Raw genomic sequence first — 24,282 nt, 5'->3', positions numbered from 1 at the left:
TGAATCGTGCCTGTCAGTTCTGCTCTAGTGTGAGAACGTGAACGCCGACGAGGGCACAGTGACCGAACGAGAGCGCATCGCGAGCGAACTCCGCGTCGTCACGACGCTCCTCGAGACGGCGACGCTGCCAGCCTCGGCCGCGCCCCTCTTGTCCCTAGGCCTGACCGTTCAGCAGCTCAAGGTGCTGACACTTCTCGTCACCGGCGACGGCGCCGCCACTGGTCGGCTTCTCGCGACGACGTGTGGGGTCTCCGAGGCCGCCATGTCCGGCCTGCTCGACCGCCTCACGGCACTGGGAGCGGTCGAGCGGGTCGAGGATCCGGCCGACCACCGTGTCCGGCGAGTGACGGCGACGACCCTAGGTCGCTCGGTCGTACGCGACATCGTCTCGGCCCGCCCCGAGTTCCGGGACGACGTGCTGGAAGGCCTCAGTCTCCCGGAACTGCGAGGGCTCCTCAGAGGGATGACAGGGATCGCCCGCCAGATCACTGCTCTCGACCAGGCTTGACCGCCGCCTGCCCGGTGGGAGACGTCAGCCTTTCAGCCCACCGGCGAATCCGGCGACGATGTACCGCTGCAGGAAGAAGTAGGCGATCAAGATCGGCAAGATGCTGATGATGATTCCGGCGAAGATGAGGTTCCACTGCGCCCCGTACTGGCCGACGAAACCATAGACCGCGATCGTGATCGTCTGCTGCTGCGATCCAGAGAGGTAGAGCAGAGGCGTGAGGAACTCGTTCCACGTCGACACTGCCGTGAGGATGATCACGGTGCCCGTGATCGGACGGACGAGTGGGAACACGATGGACCGGAAGGCGCGCAACGCACTGGCCCCGTCGAGCGACGCCGCCTCCTCGAAGTCCGCCGGCAGGGCACGCATGAACCCGGCGTAGAGGAAGATCGAGAAGGGCATGCTCTGCCCGACCGTGACGAGGATGACACCCGCGAGGCTCCCCAGCAGGCCTAGGTCGCGGATCGTCTGGTAGAGGGGCAGCAGAGCGAGCTGGGCGGGGAGGAGCAGTCCGAGGAGGAACAGGTAGTAGGTGCCCTTGGACCATCGAGTGGCGAGCCTTGACAGAGGGTAGGCAGCGGCGGCGCTGAGAACGACGATGATCGTGATGGCCACGACCGAGACGACGGCGCTGTTGATCAGTGCCGTTCCCAGTCCACCCTGGTTCCATGCGTCGACGAAGTTCTGGAACGTCGGCTCGAGTGGTGGCGCGAGGGTCGAGCTCTGGTCGCCTGGGGCCTTGAGCGCGAGGCTGACTAAGACATAGATGGGGAAGAGGAAGATGATGGCCACCAAGATCATGACCGCCTCGAGAACGGCTGTCCGCCATGTGTATCGGAACATGTCAGTTCTCCTGTCGTGACAGCAGCTTGTACTGGATGGCAGAGGCGATCGCGACGAACACGGTCAGGACCACGGCGAGGGTGACTCCGTACGAGAATCGGCCGAGCTGGAAGGCGTTCGAGTAGATCAAGGTCGAGATCGTGTTCGTGGCACCACCCGGACCGCCCTGGGTCATGGCGAAGACCTGGTCGAAGAGCTTGAAGCCCCCGATGATCGAGAGCATCACGTTGATCGTGATCGCCGGTGCGAGCATGGGCCGCACGACTGACCAGAATCGGCGAACCGGGCCTGCGCCGTCGATGGCGGCAGCCTCGAGCACTTCTTCCGGCACACCCTGGAGTCCGGCGAGGAAGATGACCATCGAGTACCCGACGAACTGCCAGATCACGACGATGATGATCGACCAGATCGCGACGTCCGGGTCGCCGAGCCAGTTCTGACGCAGCCCGCCCAGTCCGACCGCCTCGAGAGCGACGTTGATCCCGCCGGCGGGAGCGAAGAGGTTCTGCCAGAGGAAACCGACCGCGATCGACGTGATCACCACCGGGGCGAAGATGACGACGCGCAAGACGTTCCGTGACTTGATCTGCGAGTTGAGCCCCAGTGCGATCAGGAGTCCGAGGACGTTCTGGATGATGGTGACCGCGACAGCGATCAGCAGGGTGTTCCGGATGGCGACGACGGCATTGGGATCGTCGAGGATCGCGAGGAAGTTCTTCGCCCCTACCCACGCCCGCTCGGCCGACACGCCATCCCAGTTGGTGAACGCGAACAACGCACCCTGAACGCTGGGGACGATGACTGCGAACACGTAGACGACGGCGGCAGGCAAGACGAACCACCAGACGGTTTGGGCATACCCGCGGTAACGGCGGCTCGGCTTTTTCTTTGGCAGGGTGCTCGCCGCGGCGGCAGGGGCGATGGCCATGGTGCTCTTCTTCTCTCGGCGCAGTGACTGGCGTGGAGAGGCGGTGCGATGCGTCGGGTCCACGCGGGATCGCACCGCCTCGGGGGCGTCGCAGAACTAGCCTGCGTAGGCGGAGTCCATGGCCGCCAGGGCGTCGTCGACCGAGGTCTGACCCCCGAGAAGCTTCTGCAGTTCGTCCTGGTACACCTTCGTGGTGTTGGAGTTGGGCCAGGTCTGGTCGGGGAACGCAGCGGTTTTGTCGCTCTGGGCCTGCTCGGAGACGCCCACCAGGGCAGGAGTCGGCTCGAACCCGTCCACGGGGACGCTGGGGAAGATGGACCCGGTGTCGAGCGCCAGCTGGACGCCCTGCTCACTCAGGTAGAAGTTCATGAACTTGTTCGCGAGATCCTTGTTCTTGGCCTTCGCGTTCACGCCGTATCCGGATCCGAGCCCGACTGGCAGGACTGTCTCGGACGGGTCGTCCGTTGCGGGCAGAGGTGCCGTCTCGAAGGTCGAACCCTCCGGGGCGGCACGCTCGATGTCACCGATCTGGTTGCTGACGGTGACGATGCCGACGGCGTCGCCCGTCGCGACCTGACCCTGAGCGACTTCGAGGCTCGTCCCCAAGGCGTCGGCGGTGAAGCAGCCTGCATCCATCATCTCGAGGTACTTGTCGAGGACCGTCGACCACTCAGAGTCGGCGAATGTCGCACTCCCCGAGGCCTGCTCGGAGGCGAAGTCGGGGTCGGCGCCATCGACCAGCGTTGCCGACAGGGCGTAGGGGAGGTAGTTGAAGGTTCCGCCGGCGAGTCCCGCCAACGCGTAGGCGACCTTTCCCTCCGCCTTCGCAGCAGAACACAGGTCGAGAACTTCGGTCCACGTGGTGGGAGCTGTAACACCGAGCGCTTCCAGGGCCTGCGTGTTGTAGGTGGCAGGGATGATGGTGAAGTTGTTGGAACCCATGAGGATCTTGCCGTCAGCGCCCATCACTGCCTTGTTGACGTCCGTGAAATCGCCCGTCCACTCGTCTGAGCTGAGGTCTTCGAGGAAGTTGCCCTTGGCGAGGGTCTGCGCCGTGATCGGGTTCCCGTTGCCCGGGAAAACGACGACGAAGTCGGATGCGGTTCCTGAGACCATCTCGGTGTTGATCTGCGTGAGGATGTTCGGCCACGGGAGCTCGGTGATCTCAACGGTGACGCCCGGGTTGTCATCCTCGAACTGGCTCGCGAGGGCAGACATCACCTCGTCTCCACTCCACCCCGAGACGGTCAAGGTGTTCTCGTCGCCGCCACCGGCGGACTGTGGGCCGGCAGAACAACCTGCAAGGCCGAGTGCGAGTGCCGAGAGAACGGCCGCGGGCACGAGTGCTGCTGCTTTACGCATGAAATGCTCCATTGGACTTCAAGGGTGAGTACCCGGACCGCGTTGGCCAGGCAGGTCGCCTGACGGTCACGAGAACGGCCACGAGGCGATGCGAGACCGACATTAGGGGTCTCGTCTTCTTTCGTCAATCAGTTGACGTAAATCGATTGACGCACGCGGGATGCGGTCCGTAAATCGATTGACACCTGAACTCGTCGGGAACTACCGTGAGTCGTTCGCTCGGCGCGGAGCTACGCGTCGGAGTGGGCCTGCGGCCGCTGCCAGAGCGATGTCCGCACCAGCACCGACTCGTCCGCAGACTCAGTCTGTGTGCCCTGAAAGAGACCCTCATGACCTTCGGAACCGCTCGCTTCGTCGCTGCCGACGACGAGCCAGCAAGCGCGCCACTGTTCCGCCGCGATCTGCAGCTCGACGACGGTCATGGACTCGTGACGGCGGCCGTTCTGTCACTGAGCGCGCTCGGCATCTGCGAAGCCTGGATAAACGGGGTCCCCGTCTCCGACGCCTTGCTCACACCTGGGTGGACCAGCTACGAGTGGCGGCTCCACTACGTCGATCACGACGTCACGACTTTGCTCGCCAAGGACTCGACCTTGGGCATCGCAGTAGGGAACGGCTGGTACCGGGGTCGACTCGGGTGGATCGAGACCGCCCGGTACGGCGAGGAGATCGCCGCCTGGGCGCAGCTGCGCATCTGCTTCGAGGACGGGCACGAGCAGGTCGTCGTCACAGATGAGACCTGGTCCGTCGGGCCCAGCGAGATCGTCGCGAACGATTTCTACGACGGGCAGATCATCGATGCCCGGCTCCGTGACGAGAGCTGGAAGATGCCCGGCTTCAGCAGCCCCGACTGGGGCTCCGTCCACGTAGTCGACTACGACCCTGAACAGTTCGACCTCGATCCCGCCGCGCCGGTCCGACGCATCGACGAGCTTCCCCCACAGAGGACGTGGTACGGCCCCTCCGGGACGACCCTGATCGACTTCGGCGAGAACATCGTCGGCTTCGTTCGTCTCGAGATCAGGGGCACCCCGGGAACGACGATCACGGTCAGGCAGGCTGAAGTCCTGGAAGACGGAGAACTGGCCCTGCGCACCCTCCGGTCGGCGAAGTCCACCGACGTCTACATCCTCTCGGGCGGGGACGACGTCTTCGAGCCGACCTTCACGTTCCACGGCTTCCGCTACGCCGAGATCATCGGCTGGGACGCACCCCTGCGAGACGTCGAGGCAGCGGCCTCTGCGATCGCCATCTCGTCCGACCTGCGACGCATCGGATCGTTCGAGTGCTCCGTGCCCGACCTGAACCAACTGCACGAGAACGTCGTTCGCGGCATGCGCGGCAACTTCGTCGACATCCCCACCGACTGCCCGCAACGAGACGAACGCCTCGGCTGGACGGGCGACCTGTCTGCATTCGCCCCCACCGCCGCCTACCTCTTCGACGTGCAGGACTTCCTCGCCGACTGGCTCCGTGACGTCGCCCTCGAGCAGGACCACCACGACGGCGTCGTCCCGTACATCGTTCCCGATGTCCTGAAGTACGCGACTGTCGCTCAGGAAGGCGCCGGCGCCGAGGAGATCGCCGCGTTCTGGAGCGATGCGGCCGTCTGGGTCCCGTGGTCGCTCTGGGAGGCGTACGGCGATCCGCGAGTGCTCGACGAGACCTTCGAGTCGATGGTCACCTACGGTCGCCGCCTACGATCCCTGTTGTCCTCGACAGGGGTGTGGGACACCGGTTTCCAGTTCGGGGATTGGCTCGACCCCGACGCGCCGGCAGATGAGCCCGGCGCCGCCAAGGCGCACCCCGGAGTCGTCGCGACCGCGTGTGCTTACCGCAGCGCTGCACGTATCAGCGCAACTGCGACCGTCCTCGGACATGCCGCTGAGGCAGCCGAGTTCAAGAGCATGGCAGACGGCCTTCGCGCCGCTTTCCACCGTGAGTACGTGCACTCTGGCATGATCCTCAGCGACTGCACGACCGTGTACTCGCTCGCCATCGTCTTCGGCCTCCTCGAACCCGAGCAGGAGGCGTGGGCAGGCGAGCGGCTCGCGGAACTCGTCCAGGAGAGCGGCTTCCACATCTCGACCGGCTTCGCCGGTACGCCCTTCATCAACGACGCCCTCACGTCCACCGGCCAGACGGCCACGGCGTACAGGCTCCTGCTCCAGCGCGAGTGCCCCTCGTGGCTCTACCCGGTCACGATGGGCGCGACGACCATCTGGGAACGGTGGAATTCCATGCTCCCCGACGGGAGCATCAATCCCGGTGGCATGACCAGCTTCAACCACTACGCGCTCGGCGCCGTCGCCGACTGGATGCATCGTGTCGTCGGCGGCCTCGCCCCTCTGGAACCGGGTTACCGCAAGATCCTCATCGCCCCCGACATCGGCCCCGGCATCGACTGGGCGCGCAGCTCCCTGGCCACCCCGCACGGCCACGCCGAGGTCAGCTGGGCGCGATCGGGCGACGACGTACGGTTCGACGTCACGATCCCTCGCGGCTCGGTCGGCGTGTTCCGCCGGAGGGGACGACCTGACCAGGAACTGCCGCCAGGAACGCACCAGGTCATCGCACCTGTCCGTGAACCGATCGACGCCGCCCCAGTACAGTGAGGCAGCCCGAGGGCAGGACGCAGAGGGAGCGACGATGACACAGGTCAACGAGCAAGGGCGTCGTCGTCGACCTTCGCTCGCCGATGTCGCCAGCCATGCGGGAGTGTCTCAGGGTGCTGTCTCCAAGGTCATCCGCAACGCCTACGGAGTCAGCCCCGCGATGCAGCAGCGGGTGCAACGTGCGATCGACGACCTGAATTACCGTCCGCGCACCGGGGCGCGTGGCATGCGTGGTCAGACCTTCACGATCGCGATCGGCTCGGAGATGCCCCAGCTCGGCAACGACTTCTTCACGCAGGTCACCACGGGAGCGGCGCATGGGTTGGCCGGCAGCGGCTACCAGCTCATTATCGCTCCGGCTCTCGACGGCGAGGGGGACAAGAAGGTCCTCGACGCCCTCGTCGACAGGCAGGTCGATGGCATCCTCGCGATCTCCCTCGAAGTCACTCCGAGCTACCTGGATCGGCTCGCCGAGTACGTCCCCATGGTGCTGGTCGGCCGCCACGACCGCCAGATCAACTACGACACGGTCACCAACGACGACCGCGCGGGAGTCACGTCGGCGATGGAGCACCTCCTAGCACTGGGCCATCGGGAAATCGCACACCTCACGGTGGGGTCCGGCCCGACCCGGGCCGATTCCTCCACCCCACACGCGATCCGGCAGGCGACCTACGAACGATGCATGCTCGAGAACGAGTTGCGACCCCACGTCGTGTTCTCGGACGCATCGGAGAACTCGGCCTACATCGCCACCCGACTCCTCCTGGATGACAGGGCCCGTCGCACTACGGCGATCTTCGCCGGCAACGACACCCTCGCCATCGGGGCCCTACGTGCCGTCGCCGAACGGGGGCTGTCCGCCCGTGAAGTCTCTGTCGTCGGCTACGACAACATCGAGCTGGCGAGCCACCCGCTCGTCTCGCTCACGACCGTCGACCAATACGGCGTCAAGATCGGAGCGACCGCGATCGAGCTGTTGATGGACCGCATCCGGGAGACACCGACGGAGCCACGCCACGTCGAGCTCGACCCGATGCTCGTGATCCGCAACTCGTCCGCACAGCGGTAGCACGCCGGGCACACTGACCGACCATCGGTCGGAGCAGCGAGCCTGGTGGACCTAGGGTCGACGCTCCCGTCGTCAGTCCCGCGCGAGTTGCGGGTAGAGCGCCTCGAGCGGTGCCGAGAGCGCCGCTCGCACCTGGCGTGAGGTCTCGTCCGCGAGCACCTCGTGCTCGCCGGCCTCGAGGGCGTCGAGCACGTCGGACACGAGCACCGCCGGGTCGGTCTTGGCGTCGGTGACGCCGGCGGCCATGGCGGTGTCGACGTAGCCGACGTGGACGCCGACGACCTGCACGCCCGCGGGCTGCAGCTCGAGGCGCAGCGAGTTGGTGGCCGACCAGAGCGCGGCCTTCGTCGCCGAGTAGATGCCGGCGACGGCGTACCAGGAGAGCGCGGAGTGGATGTCGATGATCGCCGTGCCGCCGCCGTGGGCCGACAGGAGGGGCGCGTAGGCCCGGGCGAGGAACAGCGGACCGAGGAAGTTGGTCTCGACGTTCGCGCGGATCTCGTCGTCGGTGTGGCTGAGGATGCCCGGAGTGGGGGCGTTCGCCCCGGCGTTGTTCACGAGGACGGTCACGTCGGGCGCGGCCTCGACGACGGCCGCGATCGAGGAGGCGTCGGTCACGTCGAGGGTGAGGGGCACGACGCGGTCGTCCTCCCAGGTGCGCGGGGTGCGGGCCGTGGCGTAGACCTTGGCGGCGCCGCGGGCGAGGGCGGCCTCGACGAAGCGGGTGCCGATGCCCCCGTTCGCTCCGGTGACGAGGACGACGGAGCCGGTGATGTCGGTCATGGGTGTTCCTTCCGGGGGTGGTGCGAGGATGAGGTGACCCGAGACCGGGTCACCGTAGCTGACTCATGTCATAATTGAGTTCAGTCAGTTTCTATTCCGACCAGTGTGCATCCCAGGAGAACCCATGTCGTCGTCCGCCCCGTCTCTCGGCAGGCGCGAGCGCAACAAGCAGGAGAAGCTCGAGCGCATCACGCGGGCCGCGTCCGACCTGTTCTCCCGGCACGGGGTCGACGAGGTCACGACGCAGCAGATCGCCGAGGCGGCCGACGTGGGCGCCGGCACGCTGTTCCTCTACGCGCGCACGAAGGGCGAGCTGCTGCTGCTCGTGCAGAACGCGGCGTACGCGCGCTCCCTCGACGAGGGGATCCGCGCCTCCTCGACTGCCACGACCGCGCTCGACGCCGTCGTCGCCGTGCTCGAGCCGATCGTGCACTGCAACCGGGCCCAGGTCGAGAACGGCCGCACCTACCTCCGCGAGATGGCGTTCGGCGACGCGACGGAGCCGCACCACGCCCAGGCGCTCGCGATCGCGGCCCGGACAGAGGAGGCGGTGGCCGGGATCGTGGTGCGCCTCACCTCGGCGACGCCCGCCGACGCGGCCGCGCTCGCCCACGTCGTGTCGGCGGTGATGATGCTCGCGATGTCGTCGGCGGTCGACGAGTCCGTCCCGGACGACGAGATCGTCGCGGGGGTGCGACGTCAGCTCGAGGTGATCCTGCCGCCTCGGTGAGCCCAGCAGGCCCCCAGGCGGTCAGCTGGCGAGTTCGGGGTAGAGCTCTGCGATCGGTCCGGAGAGACCTGCTTTCACGGCCGCGCTGAGCTCGTCGGCGACGACCTCGAAGGCACCCGCCTCGACCCCGTCGAGGACGGCGGCCACTAGTTCGGCCGGGCGCATCTTCTCTCCGTCTGCATGCGCGGCCATCGCGGTGTCGACGTATCCGACGTGCACGCCCGTGACCAGCACCCCTCGGGGAGCCAGCTCGAGCCGCAGCGTGTTGGTGGCGGACCAGAACGCAGCCTTCGAAGCGCTGTATCCCCCGCCGAAGGCATACCAACTGGCCACGGAGTGGATGTCGATCAGGGCTCCGTCGGCGGCAGCGACGAGAGCGGGGGCGAAGGCCTGGGCCATTCGGACAGGAGCGAAGAAGTTGATCTCCATCGTCTGACGGAGGTCGGCTTCTTCGATGTCGAGCATGCTCGCGGTAGCCGGCAGCCCGCCTGCGTTGTTGACGAGAACGGTCACGTCGGGCGCTGCGGCGGCCGCAGCGGCGACCGACGCGGCGTCCGTCACGTCGAGCGTCAACTCGACGACGCGTTCGTCGCCCCATTCCCGAGGGGCCCGGGCTGTGGCATAGACCTTGGCTGCCCCACGAGCGAGGGCGGCACGGACGAACTCGGTGCCGAGGCCTCCGTTCGCACCGGTGACAAGGACGACTGCGTTCTGGAGTGAGGTCATGTGGGCTGCTTTCGTCGAAGAAAAGAGGGATCAGTCCGTGAGGAATTTCGCCGCGGCCGTCGTGAACTGCTCCCAGTATTGGAAGATGCTGCCGTGGCCGGAGTTCGGGTAGATGATCAACTCTGACCCGGCGATGCGGCGGTGCAGGTCATGCGAGAGCACCGTGGGAACCATGCGGTCGTGGTCGCCGTTGACGATCAGGGTCGGCTGCGTAATGACACCCAGATCAGACGGTCTCGAGCGGCCGTAGCTCTGTATCGCCTTGAGCTGGGTGGCGAATGCTCGGAGGCTGATCTTGGCGTCGCGGTCGCGGGTGCGTTCCGCGAGGCGGGCCACGAACGCCTTGCCGGTGGTCTTGCCGACACGGTCGCGGTTGAAGAAGAGGAACTCCTTTGGGTCGGACCGCGTCAAGACAGATCGCAGGACGTCGTAAAAGGTGATGCCGACGACCTTGTCGATGTCTTTCCCGCCACGCGGGCCGGTCCCGGTCAAGACGAGCTTGCGGATGAGCTCGGGGTGCGACACGACGAGGTCCTGGGCGATCATGCCGCCCATCGACAGCGCGAAGACGTCGATCGTGTCGTGACCGAGAGCACTGATGAAGGCGTAGGCGTCGTCGGCCGCCTCCTCCATGGTGTCCGGCACACGCCCCGACGAGGCGCCGACGCCCTGCTGGTCGAAGGTGATGACGTGCCGATGAGCAGCGATCGCGTCGACGATGCGCGGGTCCCAGTTGTCGAGGGTAGCGGCGAGGTGCACGAAGAACACGACCGGGATGCCTCCCCGTGGCCCGAGCTCGCGGTAGGCGTAACGGATGCCGTTCGCGGTGACGGTCTTCGAGGGGGTGTCGGCATACGAGCTGACGACGGGTTCTGAGGTGGTCATGACGGTTCTCTTCTTGGGGGCGACGCGGGTCTGTGGCGGGGCGAGCTACGGGAGGGTGATGACGGTCTTACCGCGGATCCCGGCCTTGTCGAGCCCGTCGAGGGCGGTGGCGGTCTCGGTGAACGGGTGCGTCGCGCCGACGACCGGGCGGATCGCGCCCGCGTCGACGAGTGTGGCGATCTCTCGGAGCTGGCTGCCGTCGGCGTGCATGAAGAGGAACTCGTATCGGACCCCGAGCTTCTTCGCCTGGGCACGCACCTTGCGACTGAGGCCAGCGATGGCGAGGCGCACGACGGGATTGAGGCCCGCGGCCTCGGCGAAGGCGGGCGTGGGCGGGCCCTGGATGCCGATCGCGAGGCCGCCCGGGCGCAGCACCCGGAGCGACTTCGCCAGGTTCTCACCGCCGAGGCTGTCGAGGACGAGGTCGTAGCCGGAAAGCTCCTCCTCGAAGTCCTGGGTGCGGTAGTCGACGACGACGTCGGCCCCGAGCTCGCGGAGGAAGTCGGCGTTCGACGAGGAGGCGGTGGTCGCGACGTGTGCGCCGAGGTGCTTCGCGAGCTGGATCGCGATCGAGCCGACCCCGCCCGCGCCTGCGTGGATCAGCACCTTCTGGCCGGGCTGCACGTCGCCGCGCTCGACGAGGGCCTGCCAGGCCGTCAGCGCGACGAGGGGCAGCGACGCGGCCTCGATGGTGCTGATCGTGGTCGGTGCGAGGGCGACGTCGGCCTCGTCGACGGCGATGCGCTCGGCGAAGGTGCCGATGCGGTGGTCGCGGGGGCGTGCGTAGACCGCGTCGCCGGGCTTCAGGCTGCGGACCGAGCCGCCCACCTCGATGACCGTGCCGGCCAGGTCGTGCCCGAGGGTCAGGGGTGCCTTGTACGGGAGGATGAGCTTGAACTCGCCCTCGCGGATCTTCGCGTCGAGGTGGTTGAGGCCGGCGGCCTCGACCTTGATGAGGACGTCGTGGACGCCGATGGTGGGCTCGGGGACGTCGGTCTCGTGCAGGGGCTGCTTGTAGGTGTCGAAGGCGAAGGCTCGCATGGTGGTCTCTTCCGGGTCGTCGGGCTCTCGGAGAATCTACCGATTTACCGAGTAAACTCAATTATGAGCGCAGTCACTTTGAGTGTCAACCATGCGAGCAGCGGCTGCCGACCCCGATCGGCGGCAGGGACTCTCGAGGCCCGAGCGGTCGGAATGAAATGGTGCTGGCGCCCACGACATGCATTTGCTACCTTCTGTACGTACAGCATGGACAGACCGTATCTGAGGTCGTTCGCGAAGCACCTCGCCTTCGAGCTGCACTCAAAGCTCCCCCGATGACGCACGAGAAAACTTTGAAGGGTCACGATGTCAACGACGACGACAATCCGCACCGGCGGTCCCGGCTCCAACGGCGTGATCGAGCGGATGGGCCTACCGAAACCGCTGATCTGGGGCTTCGTAGGCCTCCTGCTCTTCATGATCGGCGACGGTGTCGAGTCCGGCTACATCGCCCCCTACCTCGCTGACAACGGCGCCGGGTCGGAGACGAACGCAGCCGTCATCATCTCCGTCTACGGACTCATGGTCACCCTCGGGTCGTGGCTGTCAGGCGCCCTGTCCGACGTGTGGGGCCCGCGGCGGGTCATGATCATCGGTCTCGTCCTGTGGGCCGCTCTTCAAGTTCTGTTCCTCGCTGTGGCCCTGCCGAGCGAGAGCTACCCCCTGATGCTCGTAATCTACGGCCTCCGAGGGATCGCTTACCCCTTCTTCGCCTACGGCTTCCTCGTGTGGATCCTGGGGGCCAGTCCTGCACACCGCCTGGGCTCGGCTGTCGGCTGGTTCTACTTCGCCTTCACCGGCGGGCTCCCCACCCTCGGATCGCTCGTCGCGAGCGGATCGATTCCGCTGCTCGGCGCCTACAACACCTTCTGGCTGTCCCTCGGGCTGGTCATCCTGGGTGGCATCTTCGCCCTCGTAGGGCTGCGGAAGGCCCAGGGCGGCGGCCGCCTGGCAGCACCCGGCGTCTCCACGGGGCACAGCTTGGTCAACAGCATCGCCATCGCCTTCACCAACCCCCGCGTGGGCCTCGGCTGCCTGGTCCGCATCGTCAACACGGCACCGCAGTTCGGCCTGTTCGTCTTCTTCCCGGCGATCTTTGCCGACGACCTCGGCTTCGGCACGTCCGGCTGGCTGCAGCTGGTCTTCATCCTGGGCGCCTCGAACATCTTCGCCAACCTGTTCTTCGGAGTCCTGAGCGATCGGATGGGCTGGCACCGCACCCTCCGCTGGTTCGGCTGCATCGGCAGCGCCGTCGCCGTGCTGGCCTTCTACTTCCTCCCCCAGTACGTCACTGACCAGTACTGGGTAGCCGCCCTGTGCGCCGCTCTCTTCGGCATCACGCTCGCCGGCTTCACGCCGATCTCGGTGCTGATGTCCCTCATGGCCCCCAACCAGAAGGGCAACTCGATCGCCGTCCTCAACCTCGGCGCCGGAGCCGCGACCTTCGTCGGCCCCGCCATCGTCGCCATCTTCCTTGCGCCCCTCGGCGCCGGTGGCGTGACGATCATCTTCGCGGCCCTCTACGTCCTGGCCGGCATCTCGGTCCGCTGGCTTCGCGTTCCCGAGAGCGCTCAGCGAGTCGTCGAACAAGGCGGGACGCTGCAGGGCGCCGTCGAAGAAGGCATCGTCGAGACTCCGAACAACGGCAAGGGCGCTGCGACCGCCTGATCTCGACCGCCACTCACGACGCACCACCCGGCCCGACACGGGCCGGGTGGTGCGTCGTCTCGTCGCTGCGCTCCGTGACTGATCGTTCGTTTTGTACGTACAGACTGGACGGGGCGTACTGAACGCCCTAGGCTTGTCAAAAGCAGCAGATAGCTGCCCCCACGGGACAGGCGCCTCGCACCTCACTGCGAGGCGGCATCCTGACTCACTGCCGAGCATCGCTCTGAGAATCGCTGGTGACCAGGTACCCACCATCGAAAGGACTCTCCATGGCTCTCGTAAGCGGCATCGACGTCATCCAGGAGTGCTCCTCGCGAGGACTCGTCGCCGGCGCGTTCAACACGACCAACCTCGAGACGACCCTCGGCATCCTCGACGCGGTCGACAAGGTCGGTGTCCCGACGTTCATCCAGGTAGCCCCGACGAACGTCTCCTTGTCCGGCTATGAATACATCTACGACATGGTCGCCCGCCGCCTGGAGTCCTCGAAGGTGCCGGTGGCGCTCCACCTCGACCACGGCAAGTCCCTCTCGGCCGTGCACGCCGCACTGATGGCCCGCTTCACGTCGATCATGATCGACGACTCCGAGGCCTCGTTCGAGGACAACGTCAAGACCTCGTCCATCGCCCGAGAGATGACACCGCGGAACCTCGCCCTCGAGGCAGAACTGGGCAGCATCGGCGGCAAGGAGGACGACGTCGCTCCTGAGTTCGCTGCGCACACGGACCCTGTCCAGGCCAAGGAGTTCGTCGAGGCAGTCGGCTGCGACATGCTCGCAGTCTCCGTCGGCAACCAGCACGGATTCGTCCCGAACGCGAGGATCGACTTCGAGCTCCTCGGCCAGGTCAGGGACGCGAGCCCCGTGCCCCTGGTCATCCACGGAGGATCCGGCCTCCCTGACGAGCAGCTCGCTCGTCTCCACGAGTTCAACGTCGTCAAGGTCAACGTCGCCAGCGACCTGCGAAACGCCATGATCCGATCCTTCGGCGAGGCGTACGCGGCCAACCCGCGAGAAGCATCCCTCATCCGCGTGTCCAAGGACGCCGTCGCCGCGATCTCCGATGTCGTCGAGGGCCGCATCCGTACGTTCAACCCCGCCGTCAACTGAGCGAGGATCTCGTCGTGCTTCCTACGATCACCGTCGATGTAGGGACCACCAGCATCAAGCTCTGCTTCTTCGATGCTGGAGGTCGCCTCCTCGAATCCGGGCGGGTCCCGACGCCGACATTGCCAGACGCATGGGGCGAGATCTACGACGTGGACGCTGTCGTCGACGCTGTCCTCGCATTCGCCGGGGACCTGAGCGACCCGCAGCGCACCTCGGTCGCCCGCATCGCCGTCACGGCCGTCGGCGAATCCGGCGGCCTCGTTCGATCAGACGGCACGCTGGCCTCACCGATGGTCCTGTGGCACGACCATCGCGGCGCACCGTATCTGGACTCGCTCGACGCGTCGGCGCGGGCCCGCATCTACGAGGTGACGGGCCTGCCGGTGAACGCGAACTACGGCCTGTCCAAGATCGCATGGGCTGTTCACCAGGCAGCAGGCGGCCTCGGGGACGCCCAGTGGCTGAACGTCGCCGAGTACCTGGCCGCCCGCATGACGGGACAGCGCTGGGCCGAGCCCTCCCTCGCCAGTCGCACCATGGCCCTCGACCTCGCCAGCAGCTCATGGTCGGAGGAGGTACTCGAGAAGCTGGGATTGCAGAAGTCGGTCCTCCCCGAGCTGCGCCCTGCTTCGTCCGGCTCGGGCATGGACCCGGCCTTCGCCGCAGCATCAGGGCTCTCGCCAGACGTCGTCGTGCACGTGGCCGGGCACGACCACATGGTCGGCGCCGTCGGTGCAGAACTCCTGCCCGGTGAACTCCTCAACTCCACAGGAACGACCGAAGGCCTCCTCTTCCTCCGCGACTCTCCGAGCCTCGACGACAATTTCGCCGCTTCCAAGCTCGCGAACGGCATCTCCTGCACGGGAGAAGGCTTCACCCTGTTCGCGTCCATACCCACGGGTGGCTCCGCGTTCGCGACCCTGCAGACCATGCTGGACCTCGACGCCGAGACGATCACCGGACGCATCGCTGGCATCCACGCTCGATACGTCGCTGGGAATGTCGATCTGGATGCGGCGCCTCTGGTCCTGCCTCAGTTCCGGGGCAGCCCGCCTCCTACGAAGGATGCGTCGGCTCGAGGCATCATCGCGGGGCTTTCTTCGACGACGACCTCGGATGACATCATCCTCGGGTGCTTCCTCGGGATGGTGCTGCAGTTCCGGGACGTCCTCGAGCTGTTCAGGGCCGCTCCGACGCGCATCAAGGTCATCGGGCCCGCGAGCCAGAACCTCCTCTGGCTGCAGCTCAAGGCCGACCTCCTCGGGACACCCCTAAGCGTGTCGACCTTTCCTGAAGTCGTCTCCCGAGGTGCGCAGTCGCTGGCTTCCGGGGAAGCGGGTGCCTGGCTCTCGTGTGACCCGTTCGAGGTGGCAGATGATCAGCAACGCAGCCTTCGCATCCAGGCATGGGCAGACCGAGTCCGTGAGCGGTGGGACTACCTCAAGGGCGTGCCCTCATGAGCCGCCGCCCGTTCTGCCCGATCAACGAGATCTCATGAAGCCGCACACACAAGGGGACGCAATGGTGCTCGTCGCAGGAGTCGATTCATCGACGCAAGCATGCAAGGTGACGGTCAGGGACCTCCACAGCGGAGAGACCGTCAGGGAGGGCAAGGCATCGCACCCCCCAGGCACGATCATCGACCCGGAGTCCTGGTGGACGGCCCTGCTCACTGCCGTTCGCCGTGCGGGCGGTCTGGACGACGTCGCTGCGATAGCCGTCAGCGGTCAACAGCACACCCCGATCTTCCTCGACGGCCAGGGAGCGGTCGTCTGTGACTCACCCCTCTGGAACGACACAGGCTCCCACTCCCACATGGGCGATCTGAACGACGAGTTGGGCAAGGACGAGTGGATCAGGCGCACCGGCCTGCCTCTGACGTTGTCCGACACCGTGACGAAGCTGCGTTGGCTCCGCGATCTGCACCCCGAGGCAGCCCTCCGTACCGAGGCAGTGGCGATCGTGCATGACTGGCTGACGTGGCGGCTCATGGGATTCGGCGTCGGCGACGGTGGGCTCGAACACCTGACGACCGACCGCTCCGAGGCGAGCGGCACGGGCTACTGGTCGGGAGAGACCAACGAGTACTGCATGGACCTCTTCGAGATTGCCTTGGGGAAACCAGCTCTTCTCCCCCGAGTTCTCGGCCCGCTCGACCGAGCAGGAGTGACAGGGACCGACATTCCCGGCATCCCTGCGGGCATCCCCATCGGCGTCGGCAGTGGAGACAACGCTGCGGCCTCTCTCGCTCTCGGCCTCGACGAAGGCGACGCCGTGCTGTCCCTCGGCACCTCGGGAGTCGTCTACGCCAAGACCGCGACACCGGTCCACGACTTTGCCGGCTACGTATGCAGCTACGCCGACGCCACCGGGCACCATCTCCCCCTCGTGGCCACCCTGAACGCCGCCCGCAACTTCGACCTCGGCGCAGCCCTCCTCGGCTGCACGTACGACGAGCTCGCACAGCTGGCCCTCTCCGCACCCCCAGGCGCCGAAGGACTCACCCTCCTGCCGTACTTCGAAGGCGAGCGGACTCCCGACCTTCCCCACGCCCGCGGCTCGCTCCACGAAGCGTCCCTCACGAACTTCACGCGAGCGAACTTCGCTCGAGCAGTGATCGAGGGCACCCTGGCAAGCCAAGTCGAGATGCTCACAGCGCTGCGCTCCTGCGGCGTCGAACCTGAACGACTCCTCCTCATCGGCGGCGCAGCCCAGAGCGTCGCAGTCCAAGCCATCCTGAGCGAGATGGTGGACATCCCGGTCTACGTGCCACTGCTCGACGAGTACGTCACCAAAGGTGCAGCCATGCAAGCCGCCGCAGCGCTCACCGGCGACTTCCCCGCCTGGCCCATCTCCATCTCCGAACTCGTCCCTCGGCCCCTGGAGGAGCAGATCAACGAGCAACACGAGAAGGCGAAAGCCGCGTTGGGGTACTGACGCCACTGACCCACCTCGATGACCGAAGAGTCTCCGTGGGCGGCAGACGCCTGATCGGTATCCTTGTCATCAGCCCTCGACCCTCACGCCCGAAGCACTTCTCGGCGACGAACGAGGACCCGAGGAAGGTGCGCTGATGACCCATGGGGCGCGCACGGACGTCGTCTGCGGAGTGGACGTCGGCACGAGCAACGTCAAGGTGATCGTCCTGGATCGTCACGGCGCTGTCGTAGCTCGGGTGGTCCGCACGACGCCCCGCGATGAACTGGGGTTGTCCGTCGACGTCGACGGTCTCCTGAGGTGCATCGAGGACATGATCATCGAGGCGTGCAGCAGCCACTTCTCGGTCGTCGGGGTGTGCACTGCCGGCATCGGTGAGGACGGCATCCTCGTCGACCACGATGGTCACGGAGTCTCGGCCCCGCTCGCGTGGTTCGACCCGCGACGACAGTCGATCTTCCGCGAGCTCTCGCCGCTCCTAGGGTCCGACGAGAGCTTCGACGTCGACAGCGATCCGGCTCGCACGATGGTCGGGTGGGCATGGGCCCGCAGTGAGGCAGGTGCCGAGGACGCCGCCCACTGGGTCGCGCTCACGGATCTTCCCGCGGTTCGGTGGACGGGTCGCCCGTTCATGAGCGAGTCCCTCGCGTCGCGGACCGGTGCACGGCGTTCCCGAGAACACGTGTGGTCGTCGTCCAGGATCGGCTTCACGCTCGGGTCAGTAGATCTTCTTCCCCCCGTCCGCCCCACAGGACACCTGGCGGGACCGCTGTTTTCTCAGCGGCTGCGTGACGAGGGAGTCCTCGGACGCGACGCCGTCGTCGTCGTGGGTGGACACGATCATCTCATCGCCGGTTGGGGCGCAGAACAGCTGAGCGCAGGCGCTGTCCTCGATTCCATGGGGACAGCAGAAGTGATCGTTGCTCGGCCCACTCACTCGACTCACCCCGCGCGCCGTCACTTCGACATCGCCCCCAGCATCGACACCCCAGGATTCACCTTCCTGCGGGTAGAAGAACTAGCGAGGAACGTCCAGTGGGCGTCGCAAGACCCCGAGGTGGCGGGGCAGATCCAGCGCCTTCTCCACGGCGCCGCTCCCATCGACTCGATCCTGGAAGCCGGGCACTTCATTCCGGGCCGACGTGGCGGCGGGACGCCTGCCTACGCGCTAGATGCCCCCAGCGATTCCCGCTCTCGAGCAACAGCCGTGCTCGGAGCACTCGCAGTGGCCGGCCGAGAGGCCGTCAGGGACATCCGACCATCTGCTGACACGGATCGAACAGCGCGCTCCGACGTCTGGCTAGCCGGCGGGTGGGCTCGGTCGCCTGGTTGGGTCGCCATCAAGACCGCCGTGAACGGGTTCAGCCCGAGACTCATCACCGAACCAGAACTCACGGGGGTGAGCGCTGCGCTCTTGGCCGCCAGGGGGATCGGCTGGACCCCCGACGCTCAGGAGGCCTTGCAAGGTTCCGCTGGCGCTGCTGCTGGCCGTCAGGAGAACTAGCTGGCTGAGATGTGGACCTCTAGGGGAACAATGTCGGTCAACACCCACGTCTCGTAGTAGTCGAATCGTTTGTCGCCCTGAGCCCACGACGATGACCGCACACGAAGGACCGGGTCGCTGGACGTGACGCCCAAGTGCTTCGCAACGTTCTCGGGAGCCCTCATCGCCCTGAGGACGCGATGCCCGCCGTGCACCGTGAAGCCCGCAGCGGCAAGAGTCTCGTTCACCGATCCCGAACCATCGAGCACCTGGGGCGCCGTCGACATGACTCGTGCCGGTTCCTCCGGGAACCAGTTAGTGCTGAACATGGTCACGCGCCCGTCCAGGGAACGAACACGCTGGAGGGCGAAAACCTTCGCCCCGGCGTCGATGCCGAGGGCCTCGGCGACGTGCTGAGCAGGAACCACGAACGCGGCGTCGACGACCTTGGTCTCGATGCCAGTTCTGCCGTGATGGATCTGGGACTCCAGGAAGCCCTGCTCGACAGTCCACCCCGAGGGCTCAGTCGGGAGCGAGGCGAAGACACCTCGACGCGGGACACGCTTCGCGAAGCCCTCGGCTTCAAGGTTGGACAACGTCTGGCGGATCGTTGCTCGTGACAGAGCGAACTGCCGACCCAACTCGAGCTCACTCGGGAGTCGTTCCTCGGCCGGATACCTTCCACTGACGATGTCGTCCCGAAGAATGCCGAATAGTTGCTCCCAGTACGGAACTGGGGACTGGCGATCGATGGTCTGCGTCACGGCCACTCTCCTTTGCCTGGAAGCGTACAGGGCCATCAATCGCCCACGACGGCGGAACTGTACGTACAGCATCGACAAGGCGGACAAGATCGGCTATTTTGGGATCACGCGGAAGCGAGTGTGCAGGCACATCTTCACGAGAACAGCGATGTCCTCGCAGGACAGTCAGAAGCATGCGGAACAAGCCCCGAGAAAGCGCGGCCCCGGCATCCCAGCGTCGTGACGCGCATCGAACTCGGCGGCCCCTCTGTCTCAGATCAAGTTTGGAGATCAACATGAGCAAGACGATGCGAGCCGCGGTGGCCGATGGCGCAGGTGGGATCGAGATCCAGGACCTGCCCGTGCCTACGGCGCAAGAAGGATGGGTCGTCATCGCCCCTGTCGGCACGGGCGTGTGCGGCACCGATCTCCACCTCATCTCCGGTGACTACCCGCACGGGCGGTTCCCCGTCGTTCCCGGCCACGAATTCGCCGGCTATGTGACGGAAGTCGGTGCGGGCGTCACCTCCGTCCAAGAGGGCGACTACGTGGGCGTGAACCCGAACGTGTCGTGCGGCAAGTGCACGTGGTGCCTCCGAGGGGCAACCAACCTTTGCCAGAACATCCTTCCCGTCGGCGTGGCCATCAACGGTTCTGTCGCTGAGTTCGTCGCCGTTCCCAGCGAGATCGTCTTCCCCTTGAACACCTCCATCAGTCACGGTGCGGCACCCCTGATCGAGCCCTTCGCGTGCGTCCTCCACGCCCTTGAGCGAGTGCCGGACTGGAAGGAGCAGGAGCTCGTCATCTTCGGAGCTGGGTCGATCGGGCTGATGGCTGTGATCCTCGGCCGCGCCGAGGGGGCAACGGGCATCCGAGTCGTCGAGCCCAACGAGGCCCGCCGCAACGCCGCGCTCGAACTCGGAGCTGTTCAGGCAGTGGCGTCGGCCGACGACCTCGACAACAAGGTCTTCGATCTGGCCCTCGACGCGAGTGGACATCCCGTCGCGATCTCACAGGCGATCTCCTCCCTCGGTCCCCGCGGCCGGCTCGTCCAGATGGGCGTGGCTTCCCCCACCGCGACAGTCGCTTTGAACCCCTACGAGGTGTTCGCAAAGGAACTGAGCATCATCGGTTCGAACTCATTGGCCGAGAAGTACGGCGAATCGGCCGAACGCATGGTCGATCTTCAGGACGAGCTCAAGAGCCTCGTCACTGCGACGTTCACGCTCGAGGACTACGCAGAGGCACTGACCGCAGCGAAGAGCCCCGACCAGATCAAGGTGCAGGTGACCGCGTGAGCGAACAGCCGGAGTCATACACGCACCCTGATCGCAACCTCGGCATGGAGCTGGTGAGGGCGACCGAGGCCGCCGCGATCCGCAGCGCCCCGTTCATCGGCAAGGGCGACAAGAACGCCGCCGACGGTGCCGCGGTCGACGCGATGCGCAAGTTCCTCGGCACCGTCGCCTTCGACGGCGTCGTCGTGATCGGCGAGGGCGAGAAGGACGAGGCGCCGATGCTCTTCAACGGCGAGCACGTCGGCAACGGCTTCGGCCCCGCCTGCGACATCGCCGTCGACCCCATCGACGGCACGAGCCTCACCGCCGCCGGCCGCATGAACGCCCTCTCGGTGATCGCCGTCAGCGACCGCGGCAGCATGTTCGACCCCAGCGCCGTGTTCTACATGGACAAGATCGTCACCGGCCCCGAGGGCATCGGCGTGATCGACCTCGACAAGCCGGTCGGCGACAACATCCGCGCCCTCGCCGACGCGAAGGGCCTCGCCGTCGAGGACATCCAGGTGGCCGTGCTCGACCGTCCCCGTCACGCCGACCTGATCCAGCAGATCCACGCCGCCGGCGCGGGCACCCGCCTCCTGCTCGACGGCGACGTCGCCGGCGGCATCAACGCGGCCCGCCCCGACTCGCGCATCGACATGTGCGTCGGCATCGGCGGCACCCCCGAGGGCATCATCACGGCCTGCGCCGTGAAGGCGCTCGGCGGCCTCATCCTCACGCGCCTCGCCCCGAAGGACGACGCGGAGCGCCAGAAGGCGATCGACGCGGGTCACGACCTCGACCGCGTGCTCGACCAGGACGACCTCGTCAAGGGCGACAACGCCTACTTCGTCGCCACCGGTGTCACCGACGGCGCGCTCGTCGCGGGCGTCAAGCGCAAGCAGGGCATGATCCGCACGTCGAGCATCGTGCTCCGCTCGCACTCGGGCACCATCCGCCGCGTCGAGGCCGACCACCTCGTCTCGAAGTGGTACAGCGACACGGAATAAGCAACAGCAACCAGAGACAAACGCGGCAGGGGCTGCGTCCCCGCTGCTGCACGACGATCAGAAAGAAGAACGCATGCCCGTCGCAACCCCCGAGCAGTACGCCGAGATGCTGGACAAGGCGAAGAACAAGGGGTTCGCCTACCCCGCGGTCAACGTGTCGTCCTCGCAGACGATCAACGCCGTGCTCCAGGGCCTGACGGAGGCCGGCAGCGACGGCATCATCCAGGTCACCACGGGCGGTGCCGACTACTTCGCCGGCCAGACGGTCAAGAACCGGGCCGCCGGAGCCATCGCGTTCGCGAAGTTCGCGACCGAGGTCGCCAAGAACTACCCCGTCACGGTCGCGCTGCACACCGACCACTGCCCGAAGGACGCCCTCGACGGCTTCGTGCTGCCCCTCATCGCCGCCAGCGAAGAAGAGGTCAAGGCCGGTCGCAACCCGCTGTTCCAGTCGCACATGTGGGACGGCTCGGCCATCCCCCTCGACGAGAACCTCGAGATCGCCCAGCAGATGCTCAAGCGCACCGCCGCGATCAACGCGATCCTCGAGGTCGAGATCGGCGTCGTCGGCGGCGAGGAGGACGGCGTCCAGCACGAGGGCTCGAACGAGGCCCTCTACACGACCGTCGGCGACGTGACCCGCGCCGTCGAGACCCTGGGCCTCGGCGAGAACGGCCGCTACATCGCCGCCCTCACCTTCGGCAACGTCCACGGCGTCTACAAGCCCGGCAACGTCAAGCTCCGTCCCGAGCTGCTCGGCGAGATCCAGCAGGGCATCCAGGAACGCTTCGGCACGGCCGAGAAGCCCCTCGAGCTCGTGTTCCACGGCGGGTCCGGCTCGTCCGACGCCGAGATCCGCGAGGCCGTCTCGAACGGCGTCGTCAAGATGAACCTCGACACCGACACCCAGTACGCCTTCAGCCGCTCGATCGCCGACACGGTGCTGAAGAACTACGACGGCTTCATCAAGGCCGACGGCGAGGTCGGCAACAAGAAGCAGTACGACCCCCGCGCCTGGGGCAAGGTCGCCGAGTCCGCCATGGCCGCCCGCGTGGTCGAGGCCACCCGGCAGCTCGGCTCGTTCGGCCAGTCGGGGAGCTGACCCGCGCCTCCTGACGCGACACGAGAGGCCCCGCAGTCGTTCGCTGCGGGGTCTTCTCTCTGCAGTGAAACGTCCGTCCGTGTTGTTCGTATTGTCTGTACAGTCCGTACTTTTTGACTTAGCGTGGTCCCGTCGCCGTTGACGAAAGGGAACATCACGTGACCACAACCTTGTCTGCCCCTGCGCGCCTCGTTGATCGAGCCGGCATCCCCGCGCCCCTCTTCTGGGGATTCGTCGGAGTCTTGCTCTTCATGGTGGGTGACGGCGTCGAATCGAACTACCTGTCGCCGTTCCTGGTCGATTCGGAGGGCTTCTCCGAGTCTGCCGCCGCCATCACGATCAGCCTTTACGGCATCTTCGTCACGATCGGCTCGTGGCTCGCCGGCACGCTCTCGAGCATTCTCGGACCGCGCCGGGTCATGTTCATCGGAGCCCTGAACTGGGTCGTCTTCGAGGCGTTGTTCCTCGGGGTCGGGGTGGGGATGGACGTCCATTGGGTGGCCGTCGTTGCTTACTCGATCCGGGGAATCGGGTATCCCTTCTTCGCCTACGCGTTCTTGGTCTGGATCAACGCCGCGACGCCGGCGCATCAGCGTGGAAGCTCCGTCGGGTGGTTCTGGTTCGTCTTCGGAGCAGGCCTCCCCACGCTGGGCTCGCTCGTTGCCTCGGCGTCGATTCCTGTCTTCGGTGAGTTCGGAACCCTGTGGCTGTCTGCCGGACTGGTTGCCATAGGCGCCGTCGTGGCCCTGCTAGGCGTCCGGGAACGCACATTCGCAGGCCCGCTCGGGGCGCCCGGCACCAGCCCCCTCCACGAGATGGGCAAGGGCCTCTCGATCCTGTGGCGCGAGCCACGAGTGAGCGCCGGCGCCTTCGCCCGTCTCGTGAACACGGCACCCAACTTCGCCCTGTTCATCGTCGCTCCGTTCTTCTTCACGAACGAAGTGGGCTTCTCACAGGGCGAGTACCTGCAGATCGTGACCATCGTCTACACGGCCAACATCTTCGCGAATCTCGCATTCGGCCTCATCGGAGACCGATTCGGCTGGAAGCGGACCGTGACCTGGTTCGGCTGCGTCACCTGCGCCGTAGGGGCACTGCTGCTCTACTACGTGCCCCTTGCCGTCGGCCCGAACTTCGCGGTCGCTGTGCTCTGCTGGGCCGTCTTCGGCATCGGCTTGGCGGGCTTCGTCCCGCTTACGGCTCTCGTTCCCTCCATGGTGAAGACAGAAGACAAGGGCAGCGCTCTCGCCGTCTACACGCTCGCTGCGGGCCTGTCGGCCTTCGTGGGCCCTGTCCTCGTCGGACTCCTCGGCGGTGTGAGCAACATGGCCGTGATCATCTGGGTCTTCGTGGCCCTCTACCTCCTCGCTGCCGTGGCTACGCTCGTGTTGAAGACACCGCAGGACCCGGGACAGGAACCAGCACGCGAGTCCGTCCCAGCGGGCACTCCGGGCTGA

At 66.3% G+C, this 24,282-nt stretch carries 21 protein-coding genes; 13 read left to right on the top strand and 8 right to left on the bottom strand.

What is annotated here, in order from left to right; genetic code table 11:
- The first annotated feature begins 37 nt into the window (after positions 1–37).
- The gene (locus EDF38_RS01160) at positions 38–508 is read left to right on the top strand and encodes a MarR family winged helix-turn-helix transcriptional regulator (protein ID WP_123353574.1); all 471 of its coding nucleotides are present in this window, start codon (positions 38–40) and stop codon (positions 506–508) included.
- 24 nt (positions 509–532) lie between these two features.
- Here the strand turns inward: EDF38_RS01160 and EDF38_RS01155 are convergent, their stop codons facing one another.
- The 3 genes from EDF38_RS01155 to EDF38_RS01145 all read right to left on the bottom strand — a co-directional run bounded on the left by EDF38_RS01155 (position 533) and on the right by EDF38_RS01145 (position 3,644).
- Positions 533–1,354 (bottom strand): carbohydrate ABC transporter permease, encoded by an 822-nt coding sequence (locus tag EDF38_RS01155; RefSeq protein ID WP_123353573.1) that lies wholly within the window; start codon positions 1,352–1,354, stop codon positions 533–535.
- A 1-nt stretch (position 1,355) separates the two neighbouring features.
- Positions 1,356–2,282 carry a carbohydrate ABC transporter permease gene (locus EDF38_RS01150; RefSeq protein ID WP_123353572.1) on the bottom strand — a complete coding sequence of 309 codons (927 nt, stop codon included), beginning with the start codon at positions 2,280–2,282 and terminating at the stop codon, positions 1,356–1,358.
- A 96-nt stretch (positions 2,283–2,378) separates the two neighbouring features.
- Positions 2,379–3,644: an ABC transporter substrate-binding protein gene (locus tag EDF38_RS01145; RefSeq protein ID WP_158613290.1), complete on the bottom strand. Its 1,266-nt coding sequence runs from the start codon at positions 3,642–3,644 to the stop codon at positions 2,379–2,381.
- Between the two features lie 329 nt (positions 3,645–3,973).
- Here EDF38_RS01145 and EDF38_RS01140 point away from each other — a divergent pair, with 329 nt between their 5' ends.
- Complete coding sequence (locus tag EDF38_RS01140; RefSeq protein ID WP_123353570.1) at positions 3,974–6,259, top strand: alpha-L-rhamnosidase; 2,286 nt, start codon at positions 3,974–3,976, stop codon at positions 6,257–6,259.
- 34 nt (positions 6,260–6,293) lie between these two features.
- A complete protein-coding gene (locus tag EDF38_RS01135) occupies positions 6,294–7,331 on the top strand; it encodes a LacI family DNA-binding transcriptional regulator (protein ID WP_123353569.1) in 1,038 nt (345 codons plus the stop codon).
- Positions 7,332–7,403: 72 nt separating this feature from the next.
- Here EDF38_RS01135 and EDF38_RS01130 read toward each other — a convergent pair whose 3' ends face one another.
- Positions 7,404–8,114 carry an SDR family oxidoreductase gene (locus EDF38_RS01130; protein ID WP_123353568.1) on the bottom strand — a complete coding sequence of 237 codons (711 nt, stop codon included), beginning with the start codon at positions 8,112–8,114 and terminating at the stop codon, positions 7,404–7,406.
- A gap of 124 nt (positions 8,115–8,238) precedes the next feature.
- On the opposite strand from EDF38_RS01130, the gene EDF38_RS01125 reads away from it, so the two are divergent.
- The gene (locus tag EDF38_RS01125) at positions 8,239–8,844 is read left to right on the top strand and encodes a TetR/AcrR family transcriptional regulator (protein WP_123353567.1); all 606 of its coding nucleotides are present in this window, start codon (positions 8,239–8,241) and stop codon (positions 8,842–8,844) included.
- Between the two features lie 21 nt (positions 8,845–8,865).
- Here EDF38_RS01125 and EDF38_RS01120 read toward each other — a convergent pair whose 3' ends face one another.
- The 3 genes from EDF38_RS01120 to EDF38_RS01110 are packed head-to-tail and all read right to left on the bottom strand — an operon-like array spanning position 8,866 to position 11,496.
- Entirely contained in the window at positions 8,866–9,570 is a 705-nt protein-coding gene (locus tag EDF38_RS01120) for an SDR family oxidoreductase (protein WP_123353566.1), read from the bottom strand.
- A gap of 30 nt (positions 9,571–9,600) precedes the next feature.
- Complete coding sequence (locus tag EDF38_RS01115) at positions 9,601–10,455, bottom strand: alpha/beta fold hydrolase (RefSeq protein ID WP_123353565.1); 855 nt, start codon at positions 10,453–10,455, stop codon at positions 9,601–9,603.
- A 45-nt stretch (positions 10,456–10,500) separates the two neighbouring features.
- Positions 10,501–11,496, bottom strand: a complete 996-nt coding sequence (locus EDF38_RS01110; RefSeq protein ID WP_123353564.1) for an NADP-dependent oxidoreductase — start codon at positions 11,494–11,496, stop codon at positions 10,501–10,503.
- A 366-nt stretch (positions 11,497–11,862) separates the two neighbouring features.
- Between EDF38_RS01110 and EDF38_RS01105 the strand changes: the two genes are divergently transcribed.
- From EDF38_RS01105 to EDF38_RS01085, 5 genes are all read left to right on the top strand, one after another.
- Positions 11,863–13,164: an MFS transporter gene (locus tag EDF38_RS01105; protein WP_199734544.1), complete on the top strand. Its 1,302-nt coding sequence runs from the start codon at positions 11,863–11,865 to the stop codon at positions 13,162–13,164.
- Between the two features lie 269 nt (positions 13,165–13,433).
- Positions 13,434–14,273 (top strand): class II fructose-bisphosphate aldolase, encoded by an 840-nt coding sequence (locus tag EDF38_RS01100; protein WP_123353562.1) that lies wholly within the window; start codon positions 13,434–13,436, stop codon positions 14,271–14,273.
- A 14-nt stretch (positions 14,274–14,287) separates the two neighbouring features.
- Positions 14,288–15,733 carry an L-fuculokinase gene (locus EDF38_RS01095; RefSeq protein WP_123353561.1) on the top strand — a complete coding sequence of 482 codons (1,446 nt, stop codon included), beginning with the start codon at positions 14,288–14,290 and terminating at the stop codon, positions 15,731–15,733.
- 34 nt (positions 15,734–15,767) lie between these two features.
- Entirely contained in the window at positions 15,768–17,210 is a 1,443-nt protein-coding gene (locus tag EDF38_RS01090) for an FGGY family carbohydrate kinase (protein ID WP_370275473.1), read from the top strand.
- 136 nt (positions 17,211–17,346) lie between these two features.
- Positions 17,347–18,714: an FGGY family carbohydrate kinase gene (locus EDF38_RS01085; RefSeq protein ID WP_123353559.1), complete on the top strand. Its 1,368-nt coding sequence runs from the start codon at positions 17,347–17,349 to the stop codon at positions 18,712–18,714.
- On the opposite strand, the gene EDF38_RS01080 is transcribed toward EDF38_RS01085, so the two are convergent.
- On the bottom strand, positions 18,711–19,457 hold the full coding sequence (locus EDF38_RS01080; protein WP_158612721.1) for a GntR family transcriptional regulator: 747 nt from the start codon (positions 19,455–19,457) through the stop codon (positions 18,711–18,713). The genes EDF38_RS01085 and EDF38_RS01080 overlap by 4 nt on opposite strands.
- A 275-nt stretch (positions 19,458–19,732) precedes the next feature.
- Between EDF38_RS01080 and EDF38_RS01075 the strand changes: the two genes are divergently transcribed.
- From EDF38_RS01075 to EDF38_RS01060, 4 genes are all read left to right on the top strand, one after another.
- Positions 19,733–20,734 carry a zinc-binding dehydrogenase gene (locus tag EDF38_RS01075; RefSeq protein WP_158613289.1) on the top strand — a complete coding sequence of 334 codons (1,002 nt, stop codon included), beginning with the start codon at positions 19,733–19,735 and terminating at the stop codon, positions 20,732–20,734.
- 44 nt (positions 20,735–20,778) lie between these two features.
- On the top strand, positions 20,779–21,723 hold the full coding sequence (gene glpX, locus EDF38_RS01070) for a class II fructose-bisphosphatase (protein WP_123353556.1): 945 nt from the start codon (positions 20,779–20,781) through the stop codon (positions 21,721–21,723).
- 73 nt (positions 21,724–21,796) lie between these two features.
- Positions 21,797–22,825, top strand: coding sequence for a class II fructose-bisphosphate aldolase (fbaA, locus tag EDF38_RS01065; protein ID WP_123353555.1), 1,029 nt, complete (start codon positions 21,797–21,799; stop codon positions 22,823–22,825).
- 158 nt (positions 22,826–22,983) lie between these two features.
- Positions 22,984–24,282, top strand: coding sequence for an MFS transporter (locus EDF38_RS01060; RefSeq protein WP_123353554.1), 1,299 nt, complete (start codon positions 22,984–22,986; stop codon positions 24,280–24,282).

Origin of the sequence: Frigoribacterium sp. PhB160, from assembly GCF_003751785.1 — a bacterium.
GTDB lineage: Bacteria > Actinomycetota > Actinomycetes > Actinomycetales > Microbacteriaceae > Frigoribacterium.
The sequence above is the reverse complement of the archived record's forward strand: the minus strand, read 5'-3'. Positions and strand labels throughout refer to the sequence as shown.

What these genes read in the sequence shown, in the direction of transcription:
- EDF38_RS01155 (WP_123353573.1), bottom strand. Translation starts at nt 1,354, where the DNA reads ATGTTCCGATACACATGGCGGACAGCCGTTCTCGAGGCGGTCATGATC.
- EDF38_RS01150 (WP_123353572.1), bottom strand. Translation starts at nt 2,282, where the DNA reads ATGGCCATCGCCCCTGCCGCCGCGGCGAGCACCCTGCCAAAGAAAAAG.
- EDF38_RS01145 (WP_158613290.1), bottom strand. Translation starts at nt 3,644, where the DNA reads ATGCGTAAAGCAGCAGCACTCGTGCCCGCGGCCGTTCTCTCGGCACTC.
- EDF38_RS01140 (WP_123353570.1), top strand. Translation starts at nt 3,974, where the DNA reads ATGACCTTCGGAACCGCTCGCTTCGTCGCTGCCGACGACGAGCCAGCA.
- EDF38_RS01135 (WP_123353569.1), top strand. Translation starts at nt 6,294, where the DNA reads ATGACACAGGTCAACGAGCAAGGGCGTCGTCGTCGACCTTCGCTCGCC.
- EDF38_RS01130 (WP_123353568.1), bottom strand. Translation starts at nt 8,114, where the DNA reads ATGACCGACATCACCGGCTCCGTCGTCCTCGTCACCGGAGCGAACGGG.
- EDF38_RS01125 (WP_123353567.1), top strand. Translation starts at nt 8,239, where the DNA reads ATGTCGTCGTCCGCCCCGTCTCTCGGCAGGCGCGAGCGCAACAAGCAG.
- EDF38_RS01120 (WP_123353566.1), bottom strand. Translation starts at nt 9,570, where the DNA reads ATGACCTCACTCCAGAACGCAGTCGTCCTTGTCACCGGTGCGAACGGA.
- EDF38_RS01115 (WP_123353565.1), bottom strand. Translation starts at nt 10,455, where the DNA reads ATGACCACCTCAGAACCCGTCGTCAGCTCGTATGCCGACACCCCCTCG.
- EDF38_RS01110 (WP_123353564.1), bottom strand. Translation starts at nt 11,496, where the DNA reads ATGCGAGCCTTCGCCTTCGACACCTACAAGCAGCCCCTGCACGAGACC.
- EDF38_RS01105 (WP_199734544.1), top strand. Translation starts at nt 11,863, where the DNA reads ATGGGCCTACCGAAACCGCTGATCTGGGGCTTCGTAGGCCTCCTGCTC.
- EDF38_RS01100 (WP_123353562.1), top strand. Translation starts at nt 13,434, where the DNA reads ATGGCTCTCGTAAGCGGCATCGACGTCATCCAGGAGTGCTCCTCGCGA.
- EDF38_RS01090 (WP_370275473.1), top strand. Translation starts at nt 15,768, where the DNA reads ATGAAGCCGCACACACAAGGGGACGCAATGGTGCTCGTCGCAGGAGTC.
- EDF38_RS01085 (WP_123353559.1), top strand. Translation starts at nt 17,347, where the DNA reads ATGACCCATGGGGCGCGCACGGACGTCGTCTGCGGAGTGGACGTCGGC.
- EDF38_RS01075 (WP_158613289.1), top strand. Translation starts at nt 19,733, where the DNA reads ATGAGCAAGACGATGCGAGCCGCGGTGGCCGATGGCGCAGGTGGGATC.
- glpX (WP_123353556.1), top strand. Translation starts at nt 20,779, where the DNA reads ATGGAGCTGGTGAGGGCGACCGAGGCCGCCGCGATCCGCAGCGCCCCG.
- fbaA (WP_123353555.1), top strand. Translation starts at nt 21,797, where the DNA reads ATGCCCGTCGCAACCCCCGAGCAGTACGCCGAGATGCTGGACAAGGCG.